The sequence below is a fragment of the Aliamphritea ceti genome (assembly GCF_024347215.1).
In the GTDB taxonomy this organism is placed as follows: Bacteria; Pseudomonadota; Gammaproteobacteria; order Pseudomonadales; family Balneatricaceae; genus Amphritea; species Amphritea ceti.
On the sequence record NZ_AP025282.1, the window covers coordinates 3,912,891 to 3,934,996 of the forward strand.

The 22,106-nt window shown below is 48.1% G+C and carries 22 protein-coding genes; 11 read left to right on the forward strand and 11 right to left on the reverse strand.

Features of this window, described 5'->3' with window-relative positions; genetic code table 11:
• The first annotated feature begins 114 nt into the window (after positions 1-114).
• The 6 genes from OCU49_RS17910 (at position 115) to OCU49_RS17935 (ending at position 6,731) form a co-directional block, all read left to right on the forward strand.
• On the forward strand, positions 115-714 hold the full coding sequence (locus OCU49_RS17910; RefSeq protein WP_261841926.1) for an amino acid synthesis family protein: 600 nt from the start codon (positions 115-117) through the stop codon (positions 712-714).
• Positions 686-1,519, forward strand: a complete 834-nt coding sequence (locus tag OCU49_RS17915; protein WP_261841927.1) for an alpha/beta fold hydrolase — start codon at positions 686-688, stop codon at positions 1,517-1,519. Before OCU49_RS17910 ends, OCU49_RS17915 begins: the two co-directional genes overlap by 29 nt.
• Complete coding sequence (locus tag OCU49_RS17920; RefSeq protein WP_261841928.1) at positions 1,512-2,420, forward strand: flavin reductase family protein; 909 nt, start codon at positions 1,512-1,514, stop codon at positions 2,418-2,420. The genes OCU49_RS17915 and OCU49_RS17920 overlap by 8 nt, the downstream gene beginning before the upstream one ends.
• A gap of 14 nt (positions 2,421-2,434) precedes the next feature.
• Positions 2,435-3,469, forward strand: a complete 1,035-nt coding sequence (locus tag OCU49_RS17925; protein WP_261841929.1) for an LLM class flavin-dependent oxidoreductase — start codon at positions 2,435-2,437, stop codon at positions 3,467-3,469.
• 15 nt (positions 3,470-3,484) lie between these two features.
• Entirely contained in the window at positions 3,485-4,972 is a 1,488-nt protein-coding gene (locus tag OCU49_RS17930; RefSeq protein ID WP_261841930.1) for an aldehyde dehydrogenase, read from the forward strand.
• 97 nt (positions 4,973-5,069) lie between these two features.
• Positions 5,070-6,731, forward strand: coding sequence for a BCCT family transporter (locus OCU49_RS17935; protein ID WP_261841931.1), 1,662 nt, complete (start codon positions 5,070-5,072; stop codon positions 6,729-6,731).
• 109 nt (positions 6,732-6,840) lie between these two features.
• Here OCU49_RS17935 and OCU49_RS17940 read toward each other — a convergent pair whose 3' ends face one another.
• On the reverse strand, positions 6,841-8,016 hold the full coding sequence (locus OCU49_RS17940) for a mandelate racemase/muconate lactonizing enzyme family protein (RefSeq protein WP_261841932.1): 1,176 nt from the start codon (positions 8,014-8,016) through the stop codon (positions 6,841-6,843).
• Between the two features lie 104 nt (positions 8,017-8,120).
• Positions 8,121-8,888, reverse strand: a complete 768-nt coding sequence (locus OCU49_RS17945; protein ID WP_261841933.1) for a class II aldolase/adducin family protein — start codon at positions 8,886-8,888, stop codon at positions 8,121-8,123.
• A 258-nt stretch (positions 8,889-9,146) separates the two neighbouring features.
• Here OCU49_RS17945 and OCU49_RS17950 point away from each other — a divergent pair, with 258 nt between their 5' ends.
• Complete coding sequence (locus tag OCU49_RS17950; RefSeq protein ID WP_261841934.1) at positions 9,147-10,499, forward strand: class II 3-deoxy-7-phosphoheptulonate synthase; 1,353 nt, start codon at positions 9,147-9,149, stop codon at positions 10,497-10,499.
• Positions 10,499-10,837 (forward strand): YqcC family protein, encoded by a 339-nt coding sequence (locus OCU49_RS17955; RefSeq protein WP_261841935.1) that lies wholly within the window; start codon positions 10,499-10,501, stop codon positions 10,835-10,837. The genes OCU49_RS17950 and OCU49_RS17955 overlap by 1 nt, the downstream gene beginning before the upstream one ends.
• Before the next feature lie 20 nt (positions 10,838-10,857).
• Here the strand turns inward: OCU49_RS17955 and OCU49_RS17960 are convergent, their stop codons facing one another.
• Genes OCU49_RS17960 through OCU49_RS17975 form a run of 4 tightly spaced genes read right to left on the reverse strand, consistent with a single transcriptional unit; the run spans position 10,858 to position 13,107 of the window.
• The gene (locus tag OCU49_RS17960; protein ID WP_261841936.1) at positions 10,858-11,256 is read right to left on the reverse strand and encodes a CBS domain-containing protein; all 399 of its coding nucleotides are present in this window, start codon (positions 11,254-11,256) and stop codon (positions 10,858-10,860) included.
• Positions 11,253-11,603, reverse strand: coding sequence for a P-II family nitrogen regulator (locus OCU49_RS17965; protein WP_261841937.1), 351 nt, complete (start codon positions 11,601-11,603; stop codon positions 11,253-11,255). The genes OCU49_RS17960 and OCU49_RS17965 overlap by 4 nt, the downstream gene beginning before the upstream one ends.
• Positions 11,604-11,620: 17 nt before the next feature.
• Positions 11,621-12,406, reverse strand: coding sequence for a DUF1538 domain-containing protein (locus OCU49_RS17970; protein ID WP_261841938.1), 786 nt, complete (start codon positions 12,404-12,406; stop codon positions 11,621-11,623).
• A complete protein-coding gene (locus OCU49_RS17975) occupies positions 12,406-13,107 on the reverse strand; it encodes a DUF1538 domain-containing protein (protein ID WP_261845256.1) in 702 nt (233 codons plus the stop codon). The genes OCU49_RS17970 and OCU49_RS17975 overlap by 1 nt, the downstream gene beginning before the upstream one ends.
• Positions 13,108-13,551: 444 nt before the next feature.
• On the opposite strand from OCU49_RS17975, the gene OCU49_RS17980 reads away from it, so the two are divergent.
• Positions 13,552-14,616 carry a DUF3549 family protein gene (locus OCU49_RS17980; RefSeq protein ID WP_261841939.1) on the forward strand — a complete coding sequence of 355 codons (1,065 nt, stop codon included), beginning with the start codon at positions 13,552-13,554 and terminating at the stop codon, positions 14,614-14,616.
• A gap of 98 nt (positions 14,617-14,714) precedes the next feature.
• Here the strand turns inward: OCU49_RS17980 and OCU49_RS17985 are convergent, their stop codons facing one another.
• The 3 genes from OCU49_RS17985 to OCU49_RS17995 form a co-directional block, all read right to left on the reverse strand.
• Positions 14,715-15,527 carry a replication protein P gene (locus OCU49_RS17985; RefSeq protein ID WP_261841940.1) on the reverse strand — a complete coding sequence of 271 codons (813 nt, stop codon included), beginning with the start codon at positions 15,525-15,527 and terminating at the stop codon, positions 14,715-14,717.
• 46 nt (positions 15,528-15,573) lie between these two features.
• A complete protein-coding gene (locus OCU49_RS17990; RefSeq protein ID WP_261841941.1) occupies positions 15,574-16,695 on the reverse strand; it encodes a DnaT-like ssDNA-binding domain-containing protein in 1,122 nt (373 codons plus the stop codon).
• Between the two features lie 196 nt (positions 16,696-16,891).
• Positions 16,892-17,302, reverse strand: a complete 411-nt coding sequence (locus OCU49_RS17995; protein ID WP_336605347.1) for a CBS domain-containing protein — start codon at positions 17,300-17,302, stop codon at positions 16,892-16,894.
• Between the two features lie 68 nt (positions 17,303-17,370).
• Here OCU49_RS17995 and OCU49_RS18000 point away from each other — a divergent pair, with 68 nt between their 5' ends.
• Entirely contained in the window at positions 17,371-18,018 is a 648-nt protein-coding gene (locus OCU49_RS18000; RefSeq protein WP_261841942.1) for an alpha-ketoglutarate-dependent dioxygenase AlkB family protein, read from the forward strand.
• A gap of 26 nt (positions 18,019-18,044) precedes the next feature.
• Positions 18,045-18,782 (forward strand): oxygen-insensitive NADPH nitroreductase, encoded by a 738-nt coding sequence (gene nfsA, locus OCU49_RS18005; RefSeq protein WP_261841943.1) that lies wholly within the window; start codon positions 18,045-18,047, stop codon positions 18,780-18,782.
• Between the two features lie 59 nt (positions 18,783-18,841).
• On the opposite strand, the gene OCU49_RS18010 is transcribed toward nfsA, so the two are convergent.
• Both OCU49_RS18010 and OCU49_RS18015 read right to left on the reverse strand, forming a co-directional pair.
• Positions 18,842-20,347 carry a fumarate hydratase gene (locus tag OCU49_RS18010; protein ID WP_261841944.1) on the reverse strand — a complete coding sequence of 502 codons (1,506 nt, stop codon included), beginning with the start codon at positions 20,345-20,347 and terminating at the stop codon, positions 18,842-18,844.
• 185 nt (positions 20,348-20,532) lie between these two features.
• Positions 20,533-21,957, reverse strand: coding sequence for a transporter substrate-binding domain-containing diguanylate cyclase (locus OCU49_RS18015; RefSeq protein WP_261841945.1), 1,425 nt, complete (start codon positions 21,955-21,957; stop codon positions 20,533-20,535).
• Positions 21,958-22,106 lie beyond the last annotated feature (149 nt).

Below are 22,106 nucleotides of genomic sequence, written 5' to 3' on the forward strand. Positions count from 1 at the left end.
ATCCATAAACCTGCTTAAAAAACCACCAAACCAGATTCATTTTTAGTTTGCATGCCGGAATATTATATGATTGTATACCATAATACAAACGCACAACTAATAACGAGATCTGCCATGACACCTGAAATTCGCAAAGTGGTTTGCTACGAAGAAGAAACCCTGATCGAAGGTTTTAAAGCCTGTGATACCCCAGTAAAAATGTTTGCTGCTGCAGCAATTGTTAAGAACCCGTGGGCCGGACGCTTCGTTGAAAACCTTCGTCCGGAAATCCTGTCTTTTGGCCCAGTGCTGGGTCAGTTACTGACAGATAAAGTCTGTGCGATGGCAGGCGGTGCTGAAAACATTGAAGCTTTTGGTAAAGCAGCTGTCGTCGGTATGAATGGTGAAGTGGAACATGCTTCAGCGCTGATCCACACATTACACTTTGGCAACATCTTCCGTGAAGCTGTCGATGCGAAATCCTTCCTGTCATTTACCAATACCCGTGGTCCGGCTAATACGCCAATTATGGTACCGATGATGGATAAAAATGACGGTGGTCGCCGCTCACATTATCTGACACTGCAATTCAATATTCCTGATGCTCCGGGCGCCGACGAAGTTGTTGTTGTTCTGGGCGCTTCTACCGGTGGCCGGCCACATCACCGCATTGGTGATCGTTATCAGGAACTGAAGGAGCTGGGCCATGACATTGAAAACCCTGCAGCGGTCTAAATCTGCTAACGGGCTGGCCTTTCATCGCAGCGGTAGCGGCGAGCCAATCGTACTGATCCATGGTGTCGGCCTGCGGGCTGAAGCCTGGTTTCAGCAGCTACCGGTTCTGTCCAGCCACCACGAAGTACTGGCCGTGGATATGCCTGGCCATGGTGACAGCGACCTTCTAAGCGGAACAGCTCCAAGCCTGACTGCATATGTCGATCACATTGCCAGTTTATTGCGGGAGACACTAACACGCCCGGCAATGATCATCGGTCATTCAATGGGTGCGATGATCGCGGTACAACTGGCAGCCCGTTACCCCTCACTATGTAAGGGTGTTGCGGCACTAAATGCTGTCTACCGCCGTTCAGATGAAGCACGAATAGCTGTACAAAATCGTGCCCGGCAAATGTGGGAACATCCGGAACAGGACCGTGTTGCAGCCCCTATTCAGCGCTGGTTTGATGTATCCGGCAGTGAACATGAAGCAGCAATGGCCAAGCTCTGTGCGAGCTGGCTGGAAGCAGCGCCGGCTGAAGGCTACGCCACCGCATATAGCATATTCAGTGAAGAAGACGGCCCGACAGATGCTGAACTGGACAGTCTCGCTGTACCGGCCTGGTTTATTACCGGCGACGGCGACCAGAATTCATCGGCACAGATGTCTGAACAGATGGCCTCGCAGTGTCGCTATGGCCATGCTGAAATTATTGAAAACTCGCGGCATATGCTGCAACTCACCCATCCCGATGCAATTAATGCGCTGCTGGAGCAATTTATAGACTCCTGTGAACAGCCATCAGGAGTCCATCATGAGTAATTTTGATCCCCGCGAATTACGCAACGCTTTCGGATCTTTCATGACCGGCGTAACAGTTGTTACTGCGGTCAGTGAATCCGGTGAAAAGGTTGGTTTCACTGCCAACTCATTTACCTCGGTATCAGTTGAACCATCACTGTTACTGGTTTGCCCGGGCAAAAATCTGTCCAGCTTTGATATTTTTAACAGCTGTGAACATTTTGCGATCAACATCCTTGCCGAAGACCAGCAACAGGTATCGAATACTTTTGCCAGCTCGAAAGGTGACCGGTTTGCTGAGATCAACTGGCATGCCGATCAGCACGGCAGCCCACTTATAGATAATGCTGTTGCGCATTTTAGCTGCAAGACCTTCAACCGTATTGATGCTGGTGACCACGTTATCCTTATCGGTGAGATCAGCGCCTTCGCATCTAACGATAAACTCGGTTTAGGTTACGCAAAAGGCGGCTATTTCAGTCTGGGCATGGAACATCGCGCTGAACAGTTAAGTAAGCATCAGGGCAGCATTGTCGGTGCAATTATTGAGCATGAAGATAAGGTCCTGTTAAGCCGCACCAGCCAGGGATATACCCTGCCGCAAGTCGCTGCTGACGTACAAAAAGGGTCATTAGAATCGGTTCGTGAATACTTAACTAGCAACGGCCTGAACTGCCAGCTCGGTGCTGTTTACTCTATTTACGAAAATCTCGATGCCAAGCAAAACACCTGTTTTTACCGCGCCAGTTCAGAGCAGGCAGATACTACCCGGCTGGGAGAATATGTTGAGGTCGCAAAGTTAGCAGACCTTGATTACGTCTCTGCTGACATCGCCAGCGTAATGACACGCTATGCTGATGAAAAGCAGCACGGAGTATTCCGGCTTTACGTCGGCGACCAACAACACGGCAACATTCACTAGGAAGGAGCCATATAATGAAATTTTCACTTTTTTCACATATGGAACGCGTTGACGAAAGCCAGTCACAGCAGCAACTCTATGATGAGTTTCTGTCACTGTGCGAAATGGCTGACCAGAGCGATATGACGACTATCTGGACCGGTGAGCATCATGGTATGAACTTTACCATCGCGCCAAACCCGTTCCTGAATCTGGTTGATCTGGCGCATCGCACCAAAAATGTACGCCTGGGTACAGGTACAGTAGTCGCGCCTTTCTGGAATCCAATTAAGCTGGCCGGCGAAGCTGCGATGACAGACATCCTTACCGATGGCCGTCTGGAAGTGGGTATTGCCCGTGGCGCTTATTCTTTCGAATATGAGCGCATGGTTGAAGGCGGCATTGATGCCTGGGGCGCCGGTGAGCGTTTACGTGAAATTATCCCTGCTATCCGAGGACTGTGGGCCGGCGATTACAGCCATGAAGGTAAGCACTACAACTTCCCAAAAACTACGTCCTCACCTAAGCCGACTACCGAACAGGGGCCACCTCTTTGGGTTGCAGCACGGGATATCAACAGCCATGAATTTGCAGTCTCTAATGACTGTAATGTTCAGGTAACGCCTTTATGGCAGGGCCTCGAAGAAGTTGAAGGCTTGATTGAGAAGTTTAACTCAGCTTGTCAGACATATGACAAGCGGCCAAAAATCATGATCCTGCAGCATACTTATATTGGCAAAACAGAAGATGAACTTGCGAAAGCAGCCGCCAAACTCAATGAGTTCTACTGTTATTTCGGCGCCTGGTTCAAAAACGAACGCCCCATTAATCAGGGCCTGATTCAACAGTTAACTCAGGATGAAATTGCTGCGCATCCGTTCTACTCTGCTGAGAAAATCCGTAAAGATCTGATGATCGGTACGTCTCAACAGATAATAGACCGACTCAAGCATTATGAAGACCTGGGTTACGATGAGTTCTCTTACTGGACTGATTCCGGCATGAGCAGAACAGAAAAAGAAACTTCCCTGGCCCGCTTCATCGATGAAGTAATGCCGGCGTTTAACTGATTTAAGGGGTCTTATATGACTAACCAACAACCTCACTACCAACTGTTCATTGACGGCCAGTGGCGCGAAGGCTCCGACGCTCAGGTAATGACCAGTATTAATCCTGCAACAGGTGAAACCTGGGCGAGTTTTGCCTGCGCATCTGCCAGCGATGTTGATACTACAGTTAAGGCGGCTCGCCGTAATCTTAACGAAGGTCCATGGTCAGAGTTAAATGCGACCGCCCGTGGCGCGCTGCTTTACAAGCTGGCGGATCTGATTGAAGCGAATGCCGAAAAAATAGGGGCTGTTGAAACAACAGACAGCGGAAAACTGGCAAAAGAAACCGTGATGCAAACCGGCTACGTTGCCAATTATTATCGTTACTACGCCGGCCTGGCTGACAAGGTAGAAGGAAATACTCTGCCAATCGATAAGCCAGATATGCACGTTTACACTACCCCAGTACCAATCGGTGTAGTTGCAGCCGTTGTACCCTGGAATGCCCAGATGTTCCTCACGGCAACCAAACTGGGTCCAGCTCTGGCAGCAGGCTGTACAGTTATTCTGAAAGCTTCCGAACTTGCACCAGCACCAATGTTCGAACTGGCTAAGCTAATTAAAGAAGCAGGCTTCCCGGACGGTGTAGTATCGGTCATTACCGGTGATGCACAGAACTGTGCAATTCCTTTGACTTCTCATCCTGACATTGACCGACTGGCATTTACCGGCGGCCCAGAAACAGCCAAGCATGTTATCCGCAATACTGCAGAAAACTTCGCAGTTACTTCACTGGAACTCGGTGGTAAGTCTCCTATTATCGTATTTGAAGATGCCGACCTGGAAAGTGCTGCAAACGGCCTGATCGCCGGTAACTTCGGTGCCTCAGGTCAGTCTTGTGTTGCCGGCTCCCGGGCGTTTATCCAACGCTCTGTCTATGAGCAGGTAGTCGCCAAGGTTGCTGAAAAAGCTGGTCAGATTGTAATTGGCAATCCATTACAGGACGACACACATATTGGTCCGTTGTGTACGATGGCTCAGGTAGAGAATATCGAGCGCACGCTGGCTAAATCAGTAGAACAAGGTGCAACTATTCGCTTCGGCGGCGAACGTGCATCCGGCTGTGGCTCACAACACTACTTCAAACCAACTATGGTGGAATGCCCTACGTCCGACATAGCCACGCTGACAACAGAAATGTTTGGTCCGGTTATGTCCGTTGTAATCTTTGATACTGAAGAAGAAGCCATTGCTATGGCTAACGACAGTATCTATGGGCTGGGATCAGGTGTTTTCACCCAAAATCTGGCACGGGCTCACCGTGTTTCGAGCAAGATCCAATCCGGCATTTGCTGGGTTAACACGTATCGCGCTATTTCTCCGATTGCACCTTTCGGTGGCATTAATCAGTCGGGTTATGGCCGTGAAGCAGGAATTCAGGGAATTTTTGACTACATCCGTACCAAAACAACCTGGATCAACATCTCCAGCGAACCGATGAGCAATCCCTTTGTGATGCGCTAAGTAAGCTGATCTGAGCCGCATCTGCTGGTGCGGCATATCCACAAACCCTCGAATCTTCCTCCCGCAAATTTGCCGGGGGCAGTAGGTTTTCGCACTTATGAAAATAAAAAACGCAATAACAGACCTCAACATCCCCACCTCTGAAGGTGGCTTCTATGCTGGTTTTAACCAGTTTGTTACCCTGGGCGCCAAGTTACTGGTTATTTTACTGGTCATCTGGGCGGCTATGGATCCGGAACGGGCAGGTTCATTACTAAGCGCACTACAAAACTGGTCGTTTGCTAACCTGGGCGCCTGGTACATTTACGTGATGGGCTTCTTTGTACTGGTTTGTCTGTTCCTGGCAATTATGCCTGGCATTGGCAAAACCAAACTGGGCAAAGCTGATGACGCTCCGGAGTTCTCGTATTTCTCCTGGGTATCTATGATGTTTGGCGCCGGTATCGGCATTGGCATGATGACTTATGCGACCGCTGAGCCGCTGTATCACTTCGCCAATAACCCGGACACTATACTGGGCCTGACCACAGCCTCCGCCGCAGATAACGTAGTACCATCAATGAAATGGGCTTTCTTCCACTGGGGTCTGAGTGCCTGGGGTTGCTATGCAATCATCGGAGTAAGTCTGGCATTCTTCAGCTATAACCGCGGCCTGCCTCTGACCATCCGCTCCGCCCTGACACCACTGTTTGGTCGTGCACTGGAAGGCCCTCTTGGTCACATTGTGGATATTGCAGCAGTACTGGCAACCGTACTCGGTGTTGCTGTTACCGTTGGATTTGGCGTAAGCCAGTATGCTTCAGGTATATATGAAGTATTCGGCTTCGAATGGCTGATTAACGCAGACAAATCACCTTCTACGGCAGGCATGTTATTTGCGCTGACTATCGTAATGGTGCTGTCTATTTTCTCTGCTCTTTCAGGTGTAGGTAAAGGCATCAAGTGGCTGTCGAACATTAACATGGGGCTATCTGGCGCACTGTTACTGTTCTTCCTGATTTTTGGTGCAACTGCTTTCGCGCTGGACTCTTTATTCAGCGGTATGTTCGAATACCTGGCATTTGTGCCGCAGCAACTGTTTACTTACTGGTCTCCGGGCGATACTGATCCGGCTAAAGGTTTGTATTCCTGGCAGTCAGGCTGGTGGACAGTGTTCATCTGGGCCTGGTGGATTGCCTTTGCACCTTTCGTTGGTCTCTTTCTGGCGCGCATCTCTAAAGGCCGTACCATACGGGAATTCATTTTGGGCGCAATGATAGTACCGACTCTGGTTTCTTTCATCTGGTTCGCCTTTCTGGGCGGTACTGCAATTGATCTGGAACTTAACGGTGCAGCTGCTGGTGCTATTAGCGGCGCAGGTCAGGAAGCACAGTTATTCATGACGCTGAAGTTAATGGTATCTGAAGCTGTTTATCCAATCATGACTTTGCTCATACTGGTATTGCTTACTACATTCCTGGTGACCTCAGCCGACTCAGCAATCCTGTGTGTTAACACGATTAATTCTGTGGGTGTAATGCCGAATAAGAGTAAGTCGCACATCATTATCTGGGGCGTTATGTTTACTGCGGTAATCGCGGTACTCATGGTTGCAGGCGGACTGGGGGCAATTAAATCAGCGATGATTGTTGCAGCCGTGCCTTTCTCCGTCATCATGGCTTTAATGGCTATTTCACTGATTAAAGCTCTGATCCGTGATCGCCTGCGCGAAAAAGCAAACGAAACGGAAGCCAGTGTTTCATCTGAGCCGACTATCTGAACCCTGTGATACACCGCTTGTGTAAAACACCTCTTGGGTAAAAACAGCAGGCATAAAAAAACCGGCGTTTCGAATCTCGAAGCGCCGGTTTTTTCTACTCACAAAACCGTTACTTAATAACGATTCGCGGTGAACGCATAACTACTTCATCGTTCAGCTCAATACCAATACCCGGCGCTTCAGATACTTCAAAGACACCATTTACAGGCTGTGGATCCTGAATACAAAGTTCCCGGTTCCAGGACTTAATGGCATAAGTATGATGCTCATGAATCAGGAAGTTAGGAATCGCTGTTTCCAGATGCAGTGAGGCTGCTGTAGCAACCGGGCCGCCGCATACATGCGCCTGAATACGTACGTCAAAAATGTCAGCGTAATCACAGACTTTCTTCGTTTCAGTAAAGCCGCCACACAGTCCGATATCAGGCTGTAAGACATCAACGCTCTGATCTTCCAGATAGGGACGTACTTGCCAACGGTTATACAAACGTTCGCCACCAGCAATGGGAACCGCAACCTTATCTGCCACTTTGGCATGCAATGAATGGTTAAGATAGTTAACCGGCTCTTCGTAATACATGCAGCCAAACTCTTCTGCAATTTCGCCCAGCTGAATTGCTGTTGTCGCACCCGGCAAAGAATGGCATTCAAAGATGATATCCACTTCATCGCCGACCGCTTCACGTATTGCAGCCATCCGCGCACGGTACAGTTTCATTTCAGCCTTAGAAATGATCTTCGTACGCTCGTAATACGTGTTGCCGTCTTTGTCGTACATAATCGGATCGACTTTAACCGCATCATAGCCTTCGGCCATGGCTTTCAGAGCAGCTTCAGCATACTGTTCTGGCTGCGACAGGGCCTTGAACTCACTGTCCCAGTCAAACTGTAACTGTGAGGCATAAGTACGCAGTTTATCGTTCACCTTACCGCCCAGCAGTTGATAAACCGGTAAGCCCAGAGCTTTACCTTTAATATCCCACATCGCTGTATCGATAGCACTCATCGCAGCATAAACCACCGGACCGCCACCTAAGCCCCAGAAAGATTCACGCAGCATTCGTGACCAGAGTTTTTCAGTTTGAAACGGGTCATGGCCAATCAGAAAGGCTTCTGCCATTTCCTTAATCATATGTGCTGCAGCACTGTGGCCAAGATCATAAGCCAGACCTGCTTCACCGACACCGTTAATGCCTTCATCGGTGTGAATACGTACAAACACCGGATTCCATGCCGGACGTTCAGGGCAGTGAATATCAAAAACTTCAACCGAAGTAACTTTCATACATATCTCCGTATTTCTTAATACTGCGTCCTAAATTGTTTCAACAAGTGACATTCGCAGCTTTTATAATTTTAACAGCATAGATTTTTGTAACGTGCTAAAACTTAATCCATAAATCCCGGATCAAGTTTGTACGCTTTACGTAACATGGCCGGCCAGATCTTTTGCCCGCCGGTTGTTCCTGTATGAACAATCTTCGCCTGTTTATAAATATTATCCAGAATCGGCTGAGGTACTTTAATAGCCTCCTGCCCGCTGGCCTGTAACATCAGTTGGATTTCACAGGCACGCTGTAAATCAAACATCCGCATAAAAGCATCACCCACTGTAGGTCCAAGCGTAAGACCGCCGTGATTAACCAGTAACATATGGTTGGTGGTACCTAAGTCATCCTGTAGACGCTTCTTCTCGTCATCATTTACTGCCAGACCTTCATAACCGTGGTAAGAAAGCGATGACAGCGAAAACATTGAATACTGACTATACGGTTGCAAGCCTTCTTTCTGAGATGCAACAGCAATCGTCGCCGGTGTATGCAAATGCATCACACAGTGAGCATCTTCCCGCACCGCATGAACAGCGCTGTGAATAGTAAAACCTGCCGGATTAATCTCGTAAGGCGTATCATCAAGAATATTGCCATTCAGATCTACTTTAACTAGGTTAGACGCGGTAACTTCATCAAACGCCAGGCCAAAAGCATTCACCAGATACTGATCTGTACCATCCAGTCGTGCAGAAAGATGCGTATAGATGATGTCATCCCAGCCAAGGTCAGCTACCAGACGGTAGCAAGCGGCTAAATCTACCCGCAATTGCCACTCCTGTTCTGAGACTTTTCCTTTCAAACTGATTTTCGGCAAATCGAACACAGTGCGGCTCCATACAGTATTAACAAATTAAACGCCGATTTTACGTGATTCACCTCCGACTAACCATGCCACAAATCAGTTGAATTCAGATCAATTCAAAAACCTGTCGCCATATCAGTTGCTAACGCAAATAAATCCCCACAGGCCCCTTACTTGTTAACCCTATGCCAGCTACACTATAGCCTTTTAGATAATCCCCTTAGTGAGATCATCTGCTTAGATAATCTTCCTATACTTATGGCCATATCGAGTTAAACAATGCAAAACTGGACCCCTGATAGCTGGCAATCCATGCCTATTCTGCAACAGCCAGAATACCAGGATACTGCCGCACTGAAACGTGTAGAACAGAAACTGGCCGAACTTCCACCACTGGTATTTGCCGGTGAAGTTCGATCCTTACATCAGCAACTGGCAGAAGTCTCTGCTGGCCGTGCTTTTCTACTTCAGGGTGGCGATTGCGCCGAAAGTTTTGCTGAGTTTAACGCGACAAATATCCGCGACACTTTTCAGGCCATGATGCAAATGGCTGTGGTGATGACCTTTGCAGGCAGCTGCCCTGTCGTTAAGGTTGCCCGTATTGCTGGCCAGTATGCAAAGCCTCGTTCCGCAGGTACCGAAACTATCAACGGTATTGAGTTGCCAAGCTATCGTGGCGATATCATCAACGATATTGAATTCACAGAAGCAGCCCGTGCACCGGATCCTGAGCGTCTGATCCATGCGTATAACCAGGCAACTTCTACACTGAACTTGCTACGCGCTTTTGCACAGGGTGGCTTTGCTGACTTGCACAAAGTAAACCAGTGGAACCGTGGCTTCGTTGCTAAAAGCCCACAAGGTGAAAAGTACTCTCACCTGGCTAAACAAATCGATGATGCGCTGGCATTTATGGAAGCCTGTGGTATTCGCAGTACCAATGTACCGCAACTGAAAGAAACCCAGCTATTCACTTCCCATGAAGCACTGTTGCTGAACTACGAACAGGCACTGACCCGTCGTGACAGCATTACTGAGCATTGGTACAACTGCTCAGCACACATGCTGTGGATCGGCGACCGTACCCGTCAGCTGGATGGTGCACATGTAGAATTCCTGCGCGGTGTTGAAAATCCTATCGGCATGAAGGTTGGTCCGACCATGAAGCCGGACGAGCTGATTGAACTGATCGATACGCTGAACCCGCAAAATCAGCCAGGTCGCCTGACGCTGATCAGCCGCATGGGCGCAGATAATGTTACTGAAATGCTGCCTTCTCTGGTACGTAAAGTAAAAGAGGAAGGCCGTCACGTTGTATGGAGTTCCGACCCTATGCACGGAAACACCATCAAAGCCAGCAGCGGTTATAAGACCCGCAGCGTTGAGCGCATCCTGAAAGAAATGAAAGGTTTCTTTGAAGTACACCGCGCTGAAGGCACTTATGCCGGCGGTGTTCACTTTGAAATGACCGGTCAGAATGTTACTGAATGTATCGGCGGTGCTTACCAGATCACTGAAGAAGGTTTAGGCGACCGTTATCACACACACTGTGATCCACGCCTGAATGCTGACCAGGCACTGGAACTGGCATTCCTGATTGCAGATACACTGAAAGAAGCTCGCGGCCGTTAATGTCTCAACACTTGTCGCAAAGTGAGCAACTTGCTGCAGTTCTGAGCGATATTCGCACAGAACTGCAACGCCTTAACTGCTGGCAAACACAGTCACCTTCAGCCGAAGCGCTCGCCAGTCAGCAACCCTTTGCCGTTGATACGCTCAGTTTTTTTGAATGGACTCAATGGATCATGCTGCCACGCTTTGATGCTCTGATTAAACAAAAAGCGCCATTACCAGCAAACTGCAATATTGCACCTATGGCAGAAACCTGTGTTCAGCAAGAAGGCATAGACGGCCAACAGCTAATTGCTCTGTTTCACCGTCTGGACCAGGTTCTCAACGGCACTCACTGAAAGCGCTATTAAGACAGCGTTTATTCAGCGATACCCGCCAGCACGATCTCGTTGTAACTGACCACGCCTTTAATTTCACCGTTCTCAATGACGGGCCCGATCGATAAACCTAAGTTATCGAACAGACGGGCGCTGTAACGAATATCCATATCCGGCTCCACGCCGACGACTGGCTTGGTCATAATTTCATAGATATTCACCCGTTCCGGTGAACGATCTTTAGCCAGCACCTGCTTGGCGATATCAGACAACAATAAAATACCGTACTCATCATCTTCATTACGCTTATCAACCAGCAATGCAGCCACATTACGCTGCTTATAAATGGCAATCGCTTCCTTCACTGTCATCAGGCCATCAACAATCGCATAGTCCTGAACCATGACATCCTTAACACGTACCAGCTTACGCTCGCTCATAACTCTTCCTCAACCACATTAGTCAGGGTTTCAATCTGGTGAGCCACACCCACCGCATCTTCCACATCCAGCTGTATTGCAATGCCTTGTCCCGGAGCACTGTCGAAACCAGCCACTTCTGAAATCGTCTCCAGAATTTTACGACTGAGGTGCTCTTCAACAATAAACAATAAAACATCCCGTTGAGTTTCCAACGTCAGACCGAAAAAGGTTTTCGTCTTATTAACGCCTTCACCACGGGCATTGTTGATCACCGTTGCACCGGTTGCACCGGCATCACGGGCGGCCTTCATGACCTGATCGGTTTTTGCATCCTCAACGAAAACTAACAGCAATTTAAAATGCATAAATTCTTCCTATCCTTTTATTCAGCCTGTGACTGGCGCGTATTTCTGGCGGCCAGCCAACTGGTAATCTGGGCGTATCCCATCACTGTTATCATCGGAAACAGACTGGCAAACGCGATCAAACCAAAACCATCAATTAACGGGCTACGGTCCGGCACAGTACTCGCCAGTCCCAAACCAAGTGCAGCTACCAGCGGCACAGTTACCGTAGAGGTCGTAACCCCACCGGAATCATAAGCCAGTGGAACAATCATCTTAGGTGCGAAGAAAGTCTGGATAACCACAAACACATAACCGGTGATAATAAACCAGTGAATCGGATAACCTGTGACTATCCGCCAGGTGCCCAGACTTATACCTACAGCCACGCCCAGCGCAACCGCTAAGCGCAATCCCCAGATCCCAATAGCACCGCCAGATACCTCATTTGCCTTAATAGCCACCGCAATCAGCGAAGGCTCTGCAATGGTAGTACTGGCACCAATCGCAAAGGCAAAAATGTAAACCCAGTAATAATCCTGCCAGGTAAGACTGCCCGCGACAGCATCACCACCGCTAAGAAATACAGGGTCAGTTAACTGTTCCGCCATTAAACGGCCAACTGGGAATAACGCTTTTTCCAGCCCTAACAGAAATAACGCAAGACCGACGATGACATAGGCAAAGCCAAACAAAACCCGCTTAAAATTCGGGATTGGCCGGCGAATGACAAAAATCTGAAAGCCGAAGATAATTGCGGCAATCGGAATAACATCCTTAAGCGTGGTAAACAGAATACTGAATAGCTGCTCTAATAATTCCATCAGATCACCATCCCGTATGCCATCACAAAGATCATTGGCGTCAGTGACGCAAACGCGATCAAACCGAAGCCATCAATCATCGGATTACGCCCTTCAATTGAAGATGCCAAACCAACACCTAATGCTGTCACCAGAGGTACAGTAATAGTAGAGGTTGTAACCCCTCCGGAATCATAAGCGATGCCAATAATTTCTTTTGGTGCAAAAGCCGTCATGATCATGACTAAGACATAACCAATCGCGATCATATAGTGAATCGGCCAGCCTTTAAGAATACGCAACACACCTATGACAATTGCCAGCCCTACCGAGAATGCAACCGTATATCGCAGGCCTGATGCGTAGCTCGTCATGGCTTCATCACTGGTAAGAATCATGCCGCCCTCAGCAGCCACTTTTGCTGCCTCTGCAGAAACGGCAATCAATGCCGGTTCAGCAACAGTCGTACCAAACCCCAGTGAAAACGCAAATACCAATAACCAAAAAACACTGCCCTTTCTGGCAAACGCATTCGCCAGGGTTTCACCGATGGGAAATAACCCCATCTCCAATCCGTAAATAAAAAATGTTAAACCAGCAACAACACAAAGTAGCCCGGTCATCACCCCAAAAAAGTCCGGTAACGGTTGCTGTAAGACAAACACCTGAAAAAATCCGATTACCAATACTATTGGTAACAAATCCCGCAAGCTGCCCAGCATAGACCGCCCCAACGCAAGAAACGCGTTACTCAAATCCGCTCCCTCTATTTATATGTTGTTATCCATTAGAGATATTGTACGCAATAAGCCCTCTTCCACTCAGTATCGACGTCGGTATTTTTCGACTATTAATTGCGCTTAATCAAATTACTGACCGTTTTATCAAAACCTATCTGGAGCCAGGTTAAATAATTAGCAAAACAATCAGCTAATCTAGTTTCAGGGTGTGCCTAAAACCTTTATAAATCAATGGTTATTCAACTAAAGCCTAATCCATAACCGAGGCATATCTATTTCACAGTATCTCGAATACTTAAAGTCTGCTTATGCTATACAGATCAGCAGGCACAAGCCTGTATATCCGGCTTCGCCCCTGATAAAATATCCTCCCTGTGGCAAATTCCATCCAGCAGATAACCTTCAACTCCGGACCTACTCAGCCCCATGCAACGCTTTGAAACCCTGACCGACTTTATCCGCCAGACCGACGCTCAGTTCCGCATTTTTGACATGGGCCGCCGGGTCAGCAAACTGTCTGCAGAAACTTTTCATAAAGTTGAGCACGGCCATGTGCCTTATCCACTGCCATTTTTACACCAGGCATGGATCGGTGTACTCCTGTGGAATCCAAAACAGCAAGATCAAAATGTTGTCTGGTTTTTAAAACTGCCACTTGATGAGCAGGGCTATCTGGTTCAGGCTGCACGGGACGACTTCCTGGCGCGCTTGTTAGAAAACCTGATGAATAATCAGGGAGTTATGGATGCAACAGAAAACACTGAAGGCTTTCGCGATGCACTGAAAGACAACCCTTTCTCGTTCAAACCTGAACAGGAAAAAATGGCAGCATTTCACGCGAAAGCCACCCTAACCACTAAACAGCCAGCGTCCAGTTATTACGAACATGCGCAGGCGTACTTTACCGGTCAGGCTAACCTGGAAAAATGGGACGGTTTGGGATTTCAGGGCATCGCTGACTTCACTGTGCGCCTGGATCAGAGCAATAACTCTGCGGCGCTGGGTAAGCAGCTAACAGTACTACCAGACACCCCACTTGAAGCAGTCAGCAGCCTGTTAGAACACATTGAACCTGATACAGAGCTGACAACGGCTATCAGTCAGCGTCTTAATACCGCTCTACAGGATCAGAACAGCAGTGCCAATTTAATTGGCGCGCTGGTACGCGGGTTGTCTAACAGTAAAGATGAAGCAATTAAGGTTCAGATTCTGACGGAAGTGGTTAACAGCCCTTTCGGTAAAGACCCGGAGGTAATAGCCGCTGTTGCCAGCCGCTGCTGGATGACTTTACAACATCCTGAGCTGCTAACACCATTTCTGGAAACCCTGGCAATCAACAATGCCGGACAGGCATGCTTTAACCGGGTAATGGCCGATCTGATGTTTATCCCCACGTTACGCGCGTTATCACTACGTGTATTTCGCTCAGAATCCCGCAGCGAAGCCCTAAGTAAGGCAATCGGTGGGTTGTTCGGCGAGTCGTTCGAGTAACTCAATTACCTTTACTCTGCAGACATAACATTCAAAAAATACGCCATCATAATGATGGCGTATTTTATAGTGCCCTGAGAGCCTTAAGTCAGCAACTCTTACTGATAATCATCCGGTAGTGTCAGCTTCAGGCCCCATTGCCGGGCCCGATCTTCACTAACCTGCTTAAACCGTTGACGAATAGCAGTACCGGCAGGTTTTGTCATATAAAATAGCAATGTAGTTGCCTGTTCAGGGGTAATCCCCTGAGCTTCGCCCCAGCTTTGTATAAACGCTGAGAAAGTATTATCTGACTTATTCTCCAACGCGACCGGAACCGCTTCATCCAGTTGCTCACCCGCACGTACACGTCGGCAGATAATCTGATAGTTGTAATCGAATTCAGGAAATATACGGGACTCTTCTTCACCACGTAAACGGAACCATTCGGTTGCTCTACCTGCGTGGTACACAGCCTGATGGCTCCATTGACGCTGGCTGGGCCGATCGGCAAAACGGCAGGCTTCATAATATGCCTGGCGGGAAGAAGGCAGACCATAATCGCCACCCATATCATGTAAGATTTCCAGGAACTCAGACACTGTAGGCATCCACGCCAGAGTTTCTTTACAGCGATCAATAGCGCGAACCAGTTCAGCCTCAGAGTAATACTGCAGACTCAGCGCCCATTCGCGTTTAGCAATTCGGATTTCATCCTGAGTTTCGAAGCAACTCTTAAACTTATGCCCGTAAATTGCCATAAAGCGCGCAAAGATCATGTTCACCATCGTTTTAGTTTCTGTGGTGATGCTTGCCGTTTCCGGACGCGCCTGTGCATCCTCTTTCACAGGACGGCGATCATGGTACGGATCGACCCGCTGAGGAGGCAATTCGCCCTGCTTTTTAGAAAGAATCTGTCCGGGAGTTTTCAATTTACTTACCTCTTCAGGCGTCAGGACTGATAACAGTATTTACTGCTTACCAGTCAGTATCCTTAATATCCATAATCGCAGCAGTCACCCGCTGGCGTTTCTGTCGGGCATCTGGCTGCCCCTGCTGAACACCACCGGTGCTTTCACCTTGCTTATAACGCTGTTCACGCGCTTCACGGGTTTGCTTCTGCACCCATTCCCGTTTCACCCAGGCAAGAAACTTCTGATCCCAGTTGGTTTCTTTACGGTCTTTGTCTAACCAGTAAAGTACAAACTCATCAATTAACTGCTCGGCAAAATCTGCAGGAATACTGTGTCTTGGTAAAGTATCAAATAAAATCTGTGACGGGCGCCAGCCAAGATAAATAGAATGCAGCTTTTTATTCTTCTGCTCCAGTTCATCCAGCTGTGAAGCAAACAAATTACCAGCACCCGGCTGAGGACGACTTTTTGACCATCCGATGCTACCGCCAAATGTCGGTGCAGGTCCACGATTCTGAGGCTGTACTTCCTGATGCTGACGCAGTTGACGTAAGTCGTCTCTGCTCGGAGGCTGCTCCATAACCGGTAGTTTCTGAACGGTCACTGGCGGTGTTGGCGGCGGGTTGTAATACTGATTATCTGCTGTCGGAGGCACATACTCAGGCTCTGTCGATGTCTGATATTGCGCAGGTGGCATTTGTTCAGGCAGCACTTCTGGAGTATCCACAGGCAAAAACTCGGGGACAGCTTCAAATACAACTTCTGAAGAGGCTTCAACGGTTAAATCAGCCGCTGCAAATGTTTGTTCAACGGCCTCAGGCTCAGGGGTAACAGCCTGCGTAGTATCCTTCTGTGACTCAACAATCGGTAGTTCTTCACAGACAGAATCAGGCAACTGAGGTAGTAATGTCAGCGTTATGCGAATATCACCGGATATTGCCTGAATGTAGCCATGGCTAACCAAACTGCGAGTGACATTCGCCAGGCGACTCTCATTCCAGAAATCAGCTAACAGCAGCCAGTCACGCCGGTCGAGACATAAACTTAAATTGCCATTACTGTCCAGCTCCCCCCGGGATTGCAACCGGTCAACATACACGGCATACAATAATGCTTCATCAGTGCCTATCTGATGTGCCAGTGAGGGATAAAACAGAATTGGTTTTTCCGGTAAGCGGAAGCCCATATCAACATTCAACCTGAATCAAAACTATGCTTTTCTGCAACATGCAGATCCTGTCCGGTAAACACTAAAACGTGTATCCGGCGGTAATATTGTCGATCCAGCCTGTCACCGACCCGACAATCGCAGCATCCCCTAAAATTATGCTGCGTTATGCCGGCATTTTTTAATGCCAGCCTTTATCTCTATTTCAATCAGTTCAACCGTCGCGGGCAAATCTTTCGACCGCTTTAAGAACATCCCGTCGACTGATCTGGCCGACCAGTTTACCATCTTTCACCACCGGAAGCCGCCTGCAGTTATGATTAATAATCTTTTCTGCCACGTGAACTATGTCGGCATCATAACTGATGGTATGTAACTCTGTCGTCATGCATTCTGCTACTTTGCCACCCATCTCTTCTTCATGATAGGTAAGCGTTAAAATAGCTTTCAGGCAATCCTGCTCAGACAACATACCGACCAGTTGACCGTCATCATCAACTACCGGCGCACCACTTATTTTATGCTCCAGTAACAGACTAATCGCGTAGAAAAGATCATCGCGCAGGCGAAAGGTGACCAGCTTTGTTGCCATGTAATCGCTGGCCTGTACGGATCTCAGCATCATACACCTCCAATCCAGAACCCATTTAAAGCAGGAATCTGCTCTTGTATTCACTATAGTCGCTAGTTTTGGTGGCGGCGACGTCGTACACTATTTTTATTAAATGGCCATTTCAGGAAAGCACTATTAACCCTCACAAAATCCCTGTTGCTAATGGTTGTCTGACCCTGATTGAAAACTTCATTCCATGTTCAGACCAGCAAGCGCTATTCAGTACACTGGAAAGCCAACTGAGTTGGCAACAGGATCAGCTAAAACTGTTTGGACGCATTGTTTCAATTCCTCGTTTACAGAGCTTTATGGGAGACGCAGGTATCGAATACACCTATTCAAACCTGCTAATGAAAGCCTGTCCCTGGCTGCCATTTATGCTAACGCTTAAGCAACAAATAGAAACGGCCAGCTGCAGTCAGTTCAATACGGTACTGGCTAACCTATACCGGAATGGTCAGGACAGCATGGGCTGGCACAGTGATGATGAACCTGAGTTACGGCGCAACCCCACAATTGCATCACTCAGCCTGGGTGAAAAAAGGCGCTTTTTACTCCGCCCTAAAGGCAGTAAAAGCGCTTCAGTAGAGATACCGCTGGACAGTGGTAGCCTGTTAATTATGTCTGGCGAATTACAACACTACTGGCAGCACAGCATCCCTAAAACTGCACGAAAAATACAACCGCGCATCAACCTTACGTTTCGGCAAACTTATTCGACGCACTAATTCGACAAAAAATGGATAACATCAATATGAACAGCACCATTGAGTTATTGAAAAGCCACCGCTCTATCCGCAAATTCACCACAGAGCCAGTACCCCAGGCAACTCTGGAAACACTAGTTGAAGCCGGTCAGGCTGCGGCCACATCGAGCTTTATTCAGGCCTGCACACTCATTCAGATCAATGATACTGACAACCGGCGTTTACTTTCTGAATACGCAGGTAACCAGGCATATGTAGCAGAGGCACCTGTATTTATGGTTTGCTGTGCGGATATGCGCCGCCTTCAACTTGCCTGTGAACTGAACGATGCGCCCATGCAATCAGGATTCACTGAGCAGTTTATTACCGCTACCGCCGATGTCGCTCTGTTTACCCAGAACCTGACCATTGCAGCTGAATCTCTGGGGTTGGGCTGCGTATATATTGGCGGTATTCGTAATAATATCGCTGCTGTCAGCGAACTGCTTAATTTGCCAGAACGGGTCTATCCGGTATTCGGCTTATGTATCGGTCATCCTGACCAAAACCCTGAAGTGAAGCCTCGCCTGCCTGTATCTGTGGTTCTCAAACAGGACAGTTACCAGGATCAGAACGACGCAGAAATCATCAGTGAATACGATCATGCGGTGCGCGACTATTATCAAACCCGTACCGGCGGCACAAAAGACATGACTTGGAGTGAACAGATGTCCGGTATGTTGAGTAAAGAAGCCCGGCCACACATGTTAGCGTTTTTGCAGAAACAAGGCTTCCTGCTGAAATAACCTGTACACAAAAGCCAAAAAAGCCCGCTATTGCGGGCTTTTAATCTTACACATTAACTTCAGACCTGCTCAGCAATAATCTGCTTCCACTTAGCCGGGCCTGTGGTATGAACAGACTCACCATTGCTGTCGACGGCAACCGTAACAGGCATGTCTTTAACTTCAAATTCGTAGATAGCTTCCATGCCCATTTCTGGGAAGGCCAGTACTTCAGCATTGGTAATTGCTTTAGATACCAGATAAGCAGCACCACCTACAGCCATCAGGTAAACAGCTTTGTTATCACGAATAGCTTCAATCGCTACCGGACCACGCTCAGACTTACCAATCATGCCTAGCAGGCCGGTACTCTCGATAACCTGACGGGTGAACTTATCCATTCGGGTTGCTGTTGTCGGACCTGCAGGCCCAACTACTTCATCACGAACCGGATCAACCGGACCTACGTAATAAATAAAGCGACCTTTCAGATCAACCGGCAGCTCTTCACCCTTATTCAGCATCTCAACCATACGCTTATGCGCAGCATCACGACCTGTCAGCATTTTACCATTCAGCAGAACAGTCTCTCCTGGCTGCCAGCTTAAAACATCTTCTGGAGTGATTGTATCCAGATTCACCCGGCGGGTAGACTCACCCACTTCGAAAGTAATCTCTGGCCATTCATCCAGGCTTGGTGGCGTCAGTATCGCCGGACCTTCACCGTTCAGCGTAAAGTGTGCGTGACGAGTGGCGGCACAGTTAGGAATCATGCATACAGGCAAAGACGCCGCGTGAGTAGGATAATCCTTAATCTTCACGTCCAAAACAGTCGTCAGACCACCCAGACCCTGTGCACCTATGCCCAGAGCGTTAACTGCATCCATGATTTCAATACGCAGTTCTTCAACACGGTTTTGTGGACCACGCTCACGAATTTCATGAATATCAATCGGGTCCATCAGGGATTCTTTTGCCAGTACCGCTGCTTTCTCAGCCGTACCACCAATGCCCAGACCCAACATACCTGGTGGACACCAGCCCGCACCCATTGTTGGTACAGTTTTTACAACCCAGTCGACAATGCTATCAGACGGATTCAGCATCACCATCTTGGATTTGTTTTCAGACCCGCCACCTTTAGCAGCTACCTGAACATCTACTTCATCGCCTTCAACAATTTCGTAGTGAATAACCGCAGGCGTATTATCTTTAGTGTTCTTACGTGCACCGGCAGGATCAGCCAGAATCGAAGCACGCAGCACGTTATCCGGATGAGTATAGGCACGTCGTACACCTTCATTCACCATGTCAGTAACACTCATGGTGGCATCCCAGCTAACATTCATACCTACTTTCAGGAACACAGTCACAATGCCGGTATCCTGACAAATAGGCCGGCGACCTTCTGCACACATACGTGAGTTGATCAGAATCTGAGCCATGGCGTCTTTTGCCGCTGGATTCTGCTCTTTCTGATAGGCGCCATGCACGCCCTGAACAAAATCTATCGGATGGTAATAGGAGATAAACTGCAGGGCATCAGCAACGCTGCTGATAAAGTCGTCTTGACGTATAACGCTCATATTTGGCTCCGCTATCAGGCTCGGTTTTAACCCGGTAAACTGCGCATCGCCGGCTCCGAAGCAGCCAGTACAGGATTTACAATTTCCAGGTCATAGTTATAAGTGCGCCGATTATACACATATTACGCCTGACGGGCGTCACAACTTAGTCTCATAATTTCAACGAAAGTCTTTTCTGAAAGCGCTTATAAAACAATTGTTGGCGACTCAAGTGAATCAAATCGCTCAACTCTGTTACGACCTTTCTGCTTAGCACTGTACATTGCCCGGTCACTGTAACTTAACAATACCTCCAGGCTTTTATCCTGACTGGAATGCACTACGCCAATGCTAATAGTCGAGGTTAAATGCTCGCCATTGTTAAGCGCAATCTGCGTACTGGCAATTGAGTGACAAATACGGTTAGCAACCTGCATAGCCGTTTCAACATCTGTTTCCAATAACGAAACGACGAACTCTTCGCCGCCAATACGGCCAAACAGATCATTTTCACGCAATTCTTTCTGGCAGATATCTACCACAGACTTAAGCACCTGGTCTCCGGCAGCATGCCCATAGGAATCATTAATCTGTTTAAAGTGATCGACATCAAACATTAACAAAGCCAGCGAATTATCGTAGCGCTCAACCCTGCGTAATTCCTGACGCAGACAATCAAATAAGTGACGACGATTCATAATCCCGGTGAGTTCATCCGTTGTCGCCAACCGGCGTAACTTACTCTCCAGCGCTTTACGCTCTTCCAGCTCTTTATTCAAAGCCTGTGTGCGCTCCCGCACCTGATGGCGCAGCATGCGGTTCCAGACAAACACCATAATCGCCAGTAAGACGAAAATGCCACCGGCAATCTGCAGCAGTAACTGCGGAGTAAAAATCTGCCCTTCATAGCCAAGGTTTATCCAGCGACGGAAAATAGTTCGCAACTCATCATCGCTGATGTCATCCAGACCCTTTTGAATAATAGAGACCAGTTCCGGCCAGTCTTTACGCACAGCAAAACGCAGCTGCCAGGCAAATCCAGATTCCCCGGCAACCCGTAAGTTCGTCAGGCCATCCCGTTCAATGTAAAACAGCGCGGCAGCATTAGTAGCAATAATCGCGTCCGACAGACCATAGGAAACCATGCGTAAACCGGTTTCCAGATCTGGTACCTCTAAAATATCCAGGCTCGGGAAATTCTCCTTCACATACTCACTTGAAGCATAACCTTTGATCAGAACAACTTTATGGCCATCCAGATCACGCATATTCAGGGGACCATCAATATCTTTGCGCACCACAATTACCGCGGGCAACCGAATATAAGGCCGGGTGAAGTTCATATACTCCTGTCGCTCAGGCGTAATTGCAGATGCTCCCCAAACATCTACCTTGCCTTCTTGAGTGGCGGCGACAACCTTGTCCCAGCTAGGGTACTGAGTAACATTCATATCAAGCCCCTGACGCTCCCCCATCAGGCGTAGAAAGTCCGCAGTAATCCCACGATAGACATCATTTTCGTCGAAGAACTCAACAGGAGGATAGTAAGGCGCAGGCGCAAAACGGATATCAGTATGCTGTTCCAGCCAGCGCTCTTCTTCACGGGTAAGCATTGATGAATCGTCTGCCATCAGCGAAACCGGGAACATAAGCCCCAGCAGAATTAAAACCCATCTTTTAAATAGCAAACTCATTAAGTTCAGACCCCTAAGAACTGCAACAAACAACCTTATACATCAGACTGTTATAAATTTATTGTCTGTAATCTACTAAAGGTATG

What these genes read in the sequence shown, in the direction of transcription:
- OCU49_RS17910 (WP_261841926.1), top strand. Translation starts at nt 115, where the DNA reads ATGACACCTGAAATTCGCAAAGTGGTTTGCTACGAAGAAGAAACCCTG.
- OCU49_RS17915 (WP_261841927.1), top strand. Translation starts at nt 686, where the DNA reads ATGACATTGAAAACCCTGCAGCGGTCTAAATCTGCTAACGGGCTGGCC.
- OCU49_RS17920 (WP_261841928.1), top strand. Translation starts at nt 1,512, where the DNA reads ATGAGTAATTTTGATCCCCGCGAATTACGCAACGCTTTCGGATCTTTC.
- OCU49_RS17925 (WP_261841929.1), top strand. Translation starts at nt 2,435, where the DNA reads ATGAAATTTTCACTTTTTTCACATATGGAACGCGTTGACGAAAGCCAG.
- OCU49_RS17930 (WP_261841930.1), top strand. Translation starts at nt 3,485, where the DNA reads ATGACTAACCAACAACCTCACTACCAACTGTTCATTGACGGCCAGTGG.
- OCU49_RS17935 (WP_261841931.1), top strand. Translation starts at nt 5,070, where the DNA reads ATGAAAATAAAAAACGCAATAACAGACCTCAACATCCCCACCTCTGAA.
- OCU49_RS17940 (WP_261841932.1), bottom strand. Translation starts at nt 8,016, where the DNA reads ATGAAAGTTACTTCGGTTGAAGTTTTTGATATTCACTGCCCTGAACGT.
- OCU49_RS17950 (WP_261841934.1), top strand. Translation starts at nt 9,147, where the DNA reads ATGCAAAACTGGACCCCTGATAGCTGGCAATCCATGCCTATTCTGCAA.
- OCU49_RS17955 (WP_261841935.1), top strand. Translation starts at nt 10,499, where the DNA reads ATGTCTCAACACTTGTCGCAAAGTGAGCAACTTGCTGCAGTTCTGAGC.
- OCU49_RS17960 (WP_261841936.1), bottom strand. Translation starts at nt 11,256, where the DNA reads ATGAGCGAGCGTAAGCTGGTACGTGTTAAGGATGTCATGGTTCAGGAC.
- OCU49_RS17965 (WP_261841937.1), bottom strand. Translation starts at nt 11,603, where the DNA reads ATGCATTTTAAATTGCTGTTAGTTTTCGTTGAGGATGCAAAAACCGAT.
- OCU49_RS17970 (WP_261841938.1), bottom strand. Translation starts at nt 12,406, where the DNA reads ATGGAATTATTAGAGCAGCTATTCAGTATTCTGTTTACCACGCTTAAG.
- OCU49_RS17975 (WP_261845256.1), bottom strand. Translation starts at nt 13,107, where the DNA reads ATGCTGGGCAGCTTGCGGGATTTGTTACCAATAGTATTGGTAATCGGA.
- OCU49_RS17980 (WP_261841939.1), top strand. Translation starts at nt 13,552, where the DNA reads ATGCAACGCTTTGAAACCCTGACCGACTTTATCCGCCAGACCGACGCT.
- OCU49_RS17990 (WP_261841941.1), bottom strand. Translation starts at nt 16,695, where the DNA reads ATGGGCTTCCGCTTACCGGAAAAACCAATTCTGTTTTATCCCTCACTG.
- OCU49_RS17995 (WP_336605347.1), bottom strand. Translation starts at nt 17,302, where the DNA reads ATGATGCTGAGATCCGTACAGGCCAGCGATTACATGGCAACAAAGCTG.
- nfsA (WP_261841943.1), top strand. Translation starts at nt 18,045, where the DNA reads ATGAACAGCACCATTGAGTTATTGAAAAGCCACCGCTCTATCCGCAAA.
- OCU49_RS18010 (WP_261841944.1), bottom strand. Translation starts at nt 20,347, where the DNA reads ATGAGCGTTATACGTCAAGACGACTTTATCAGCAGCGTTGCTGATGCC.
- OCU49_RS18015 (WP_261841945.1), bottom strand. Translation starts at nt 21,957, where the DNA reads ATGGCAGACGATTCATCAATGCTTACCCGTGAAGAAGAGCGCTGGCTG.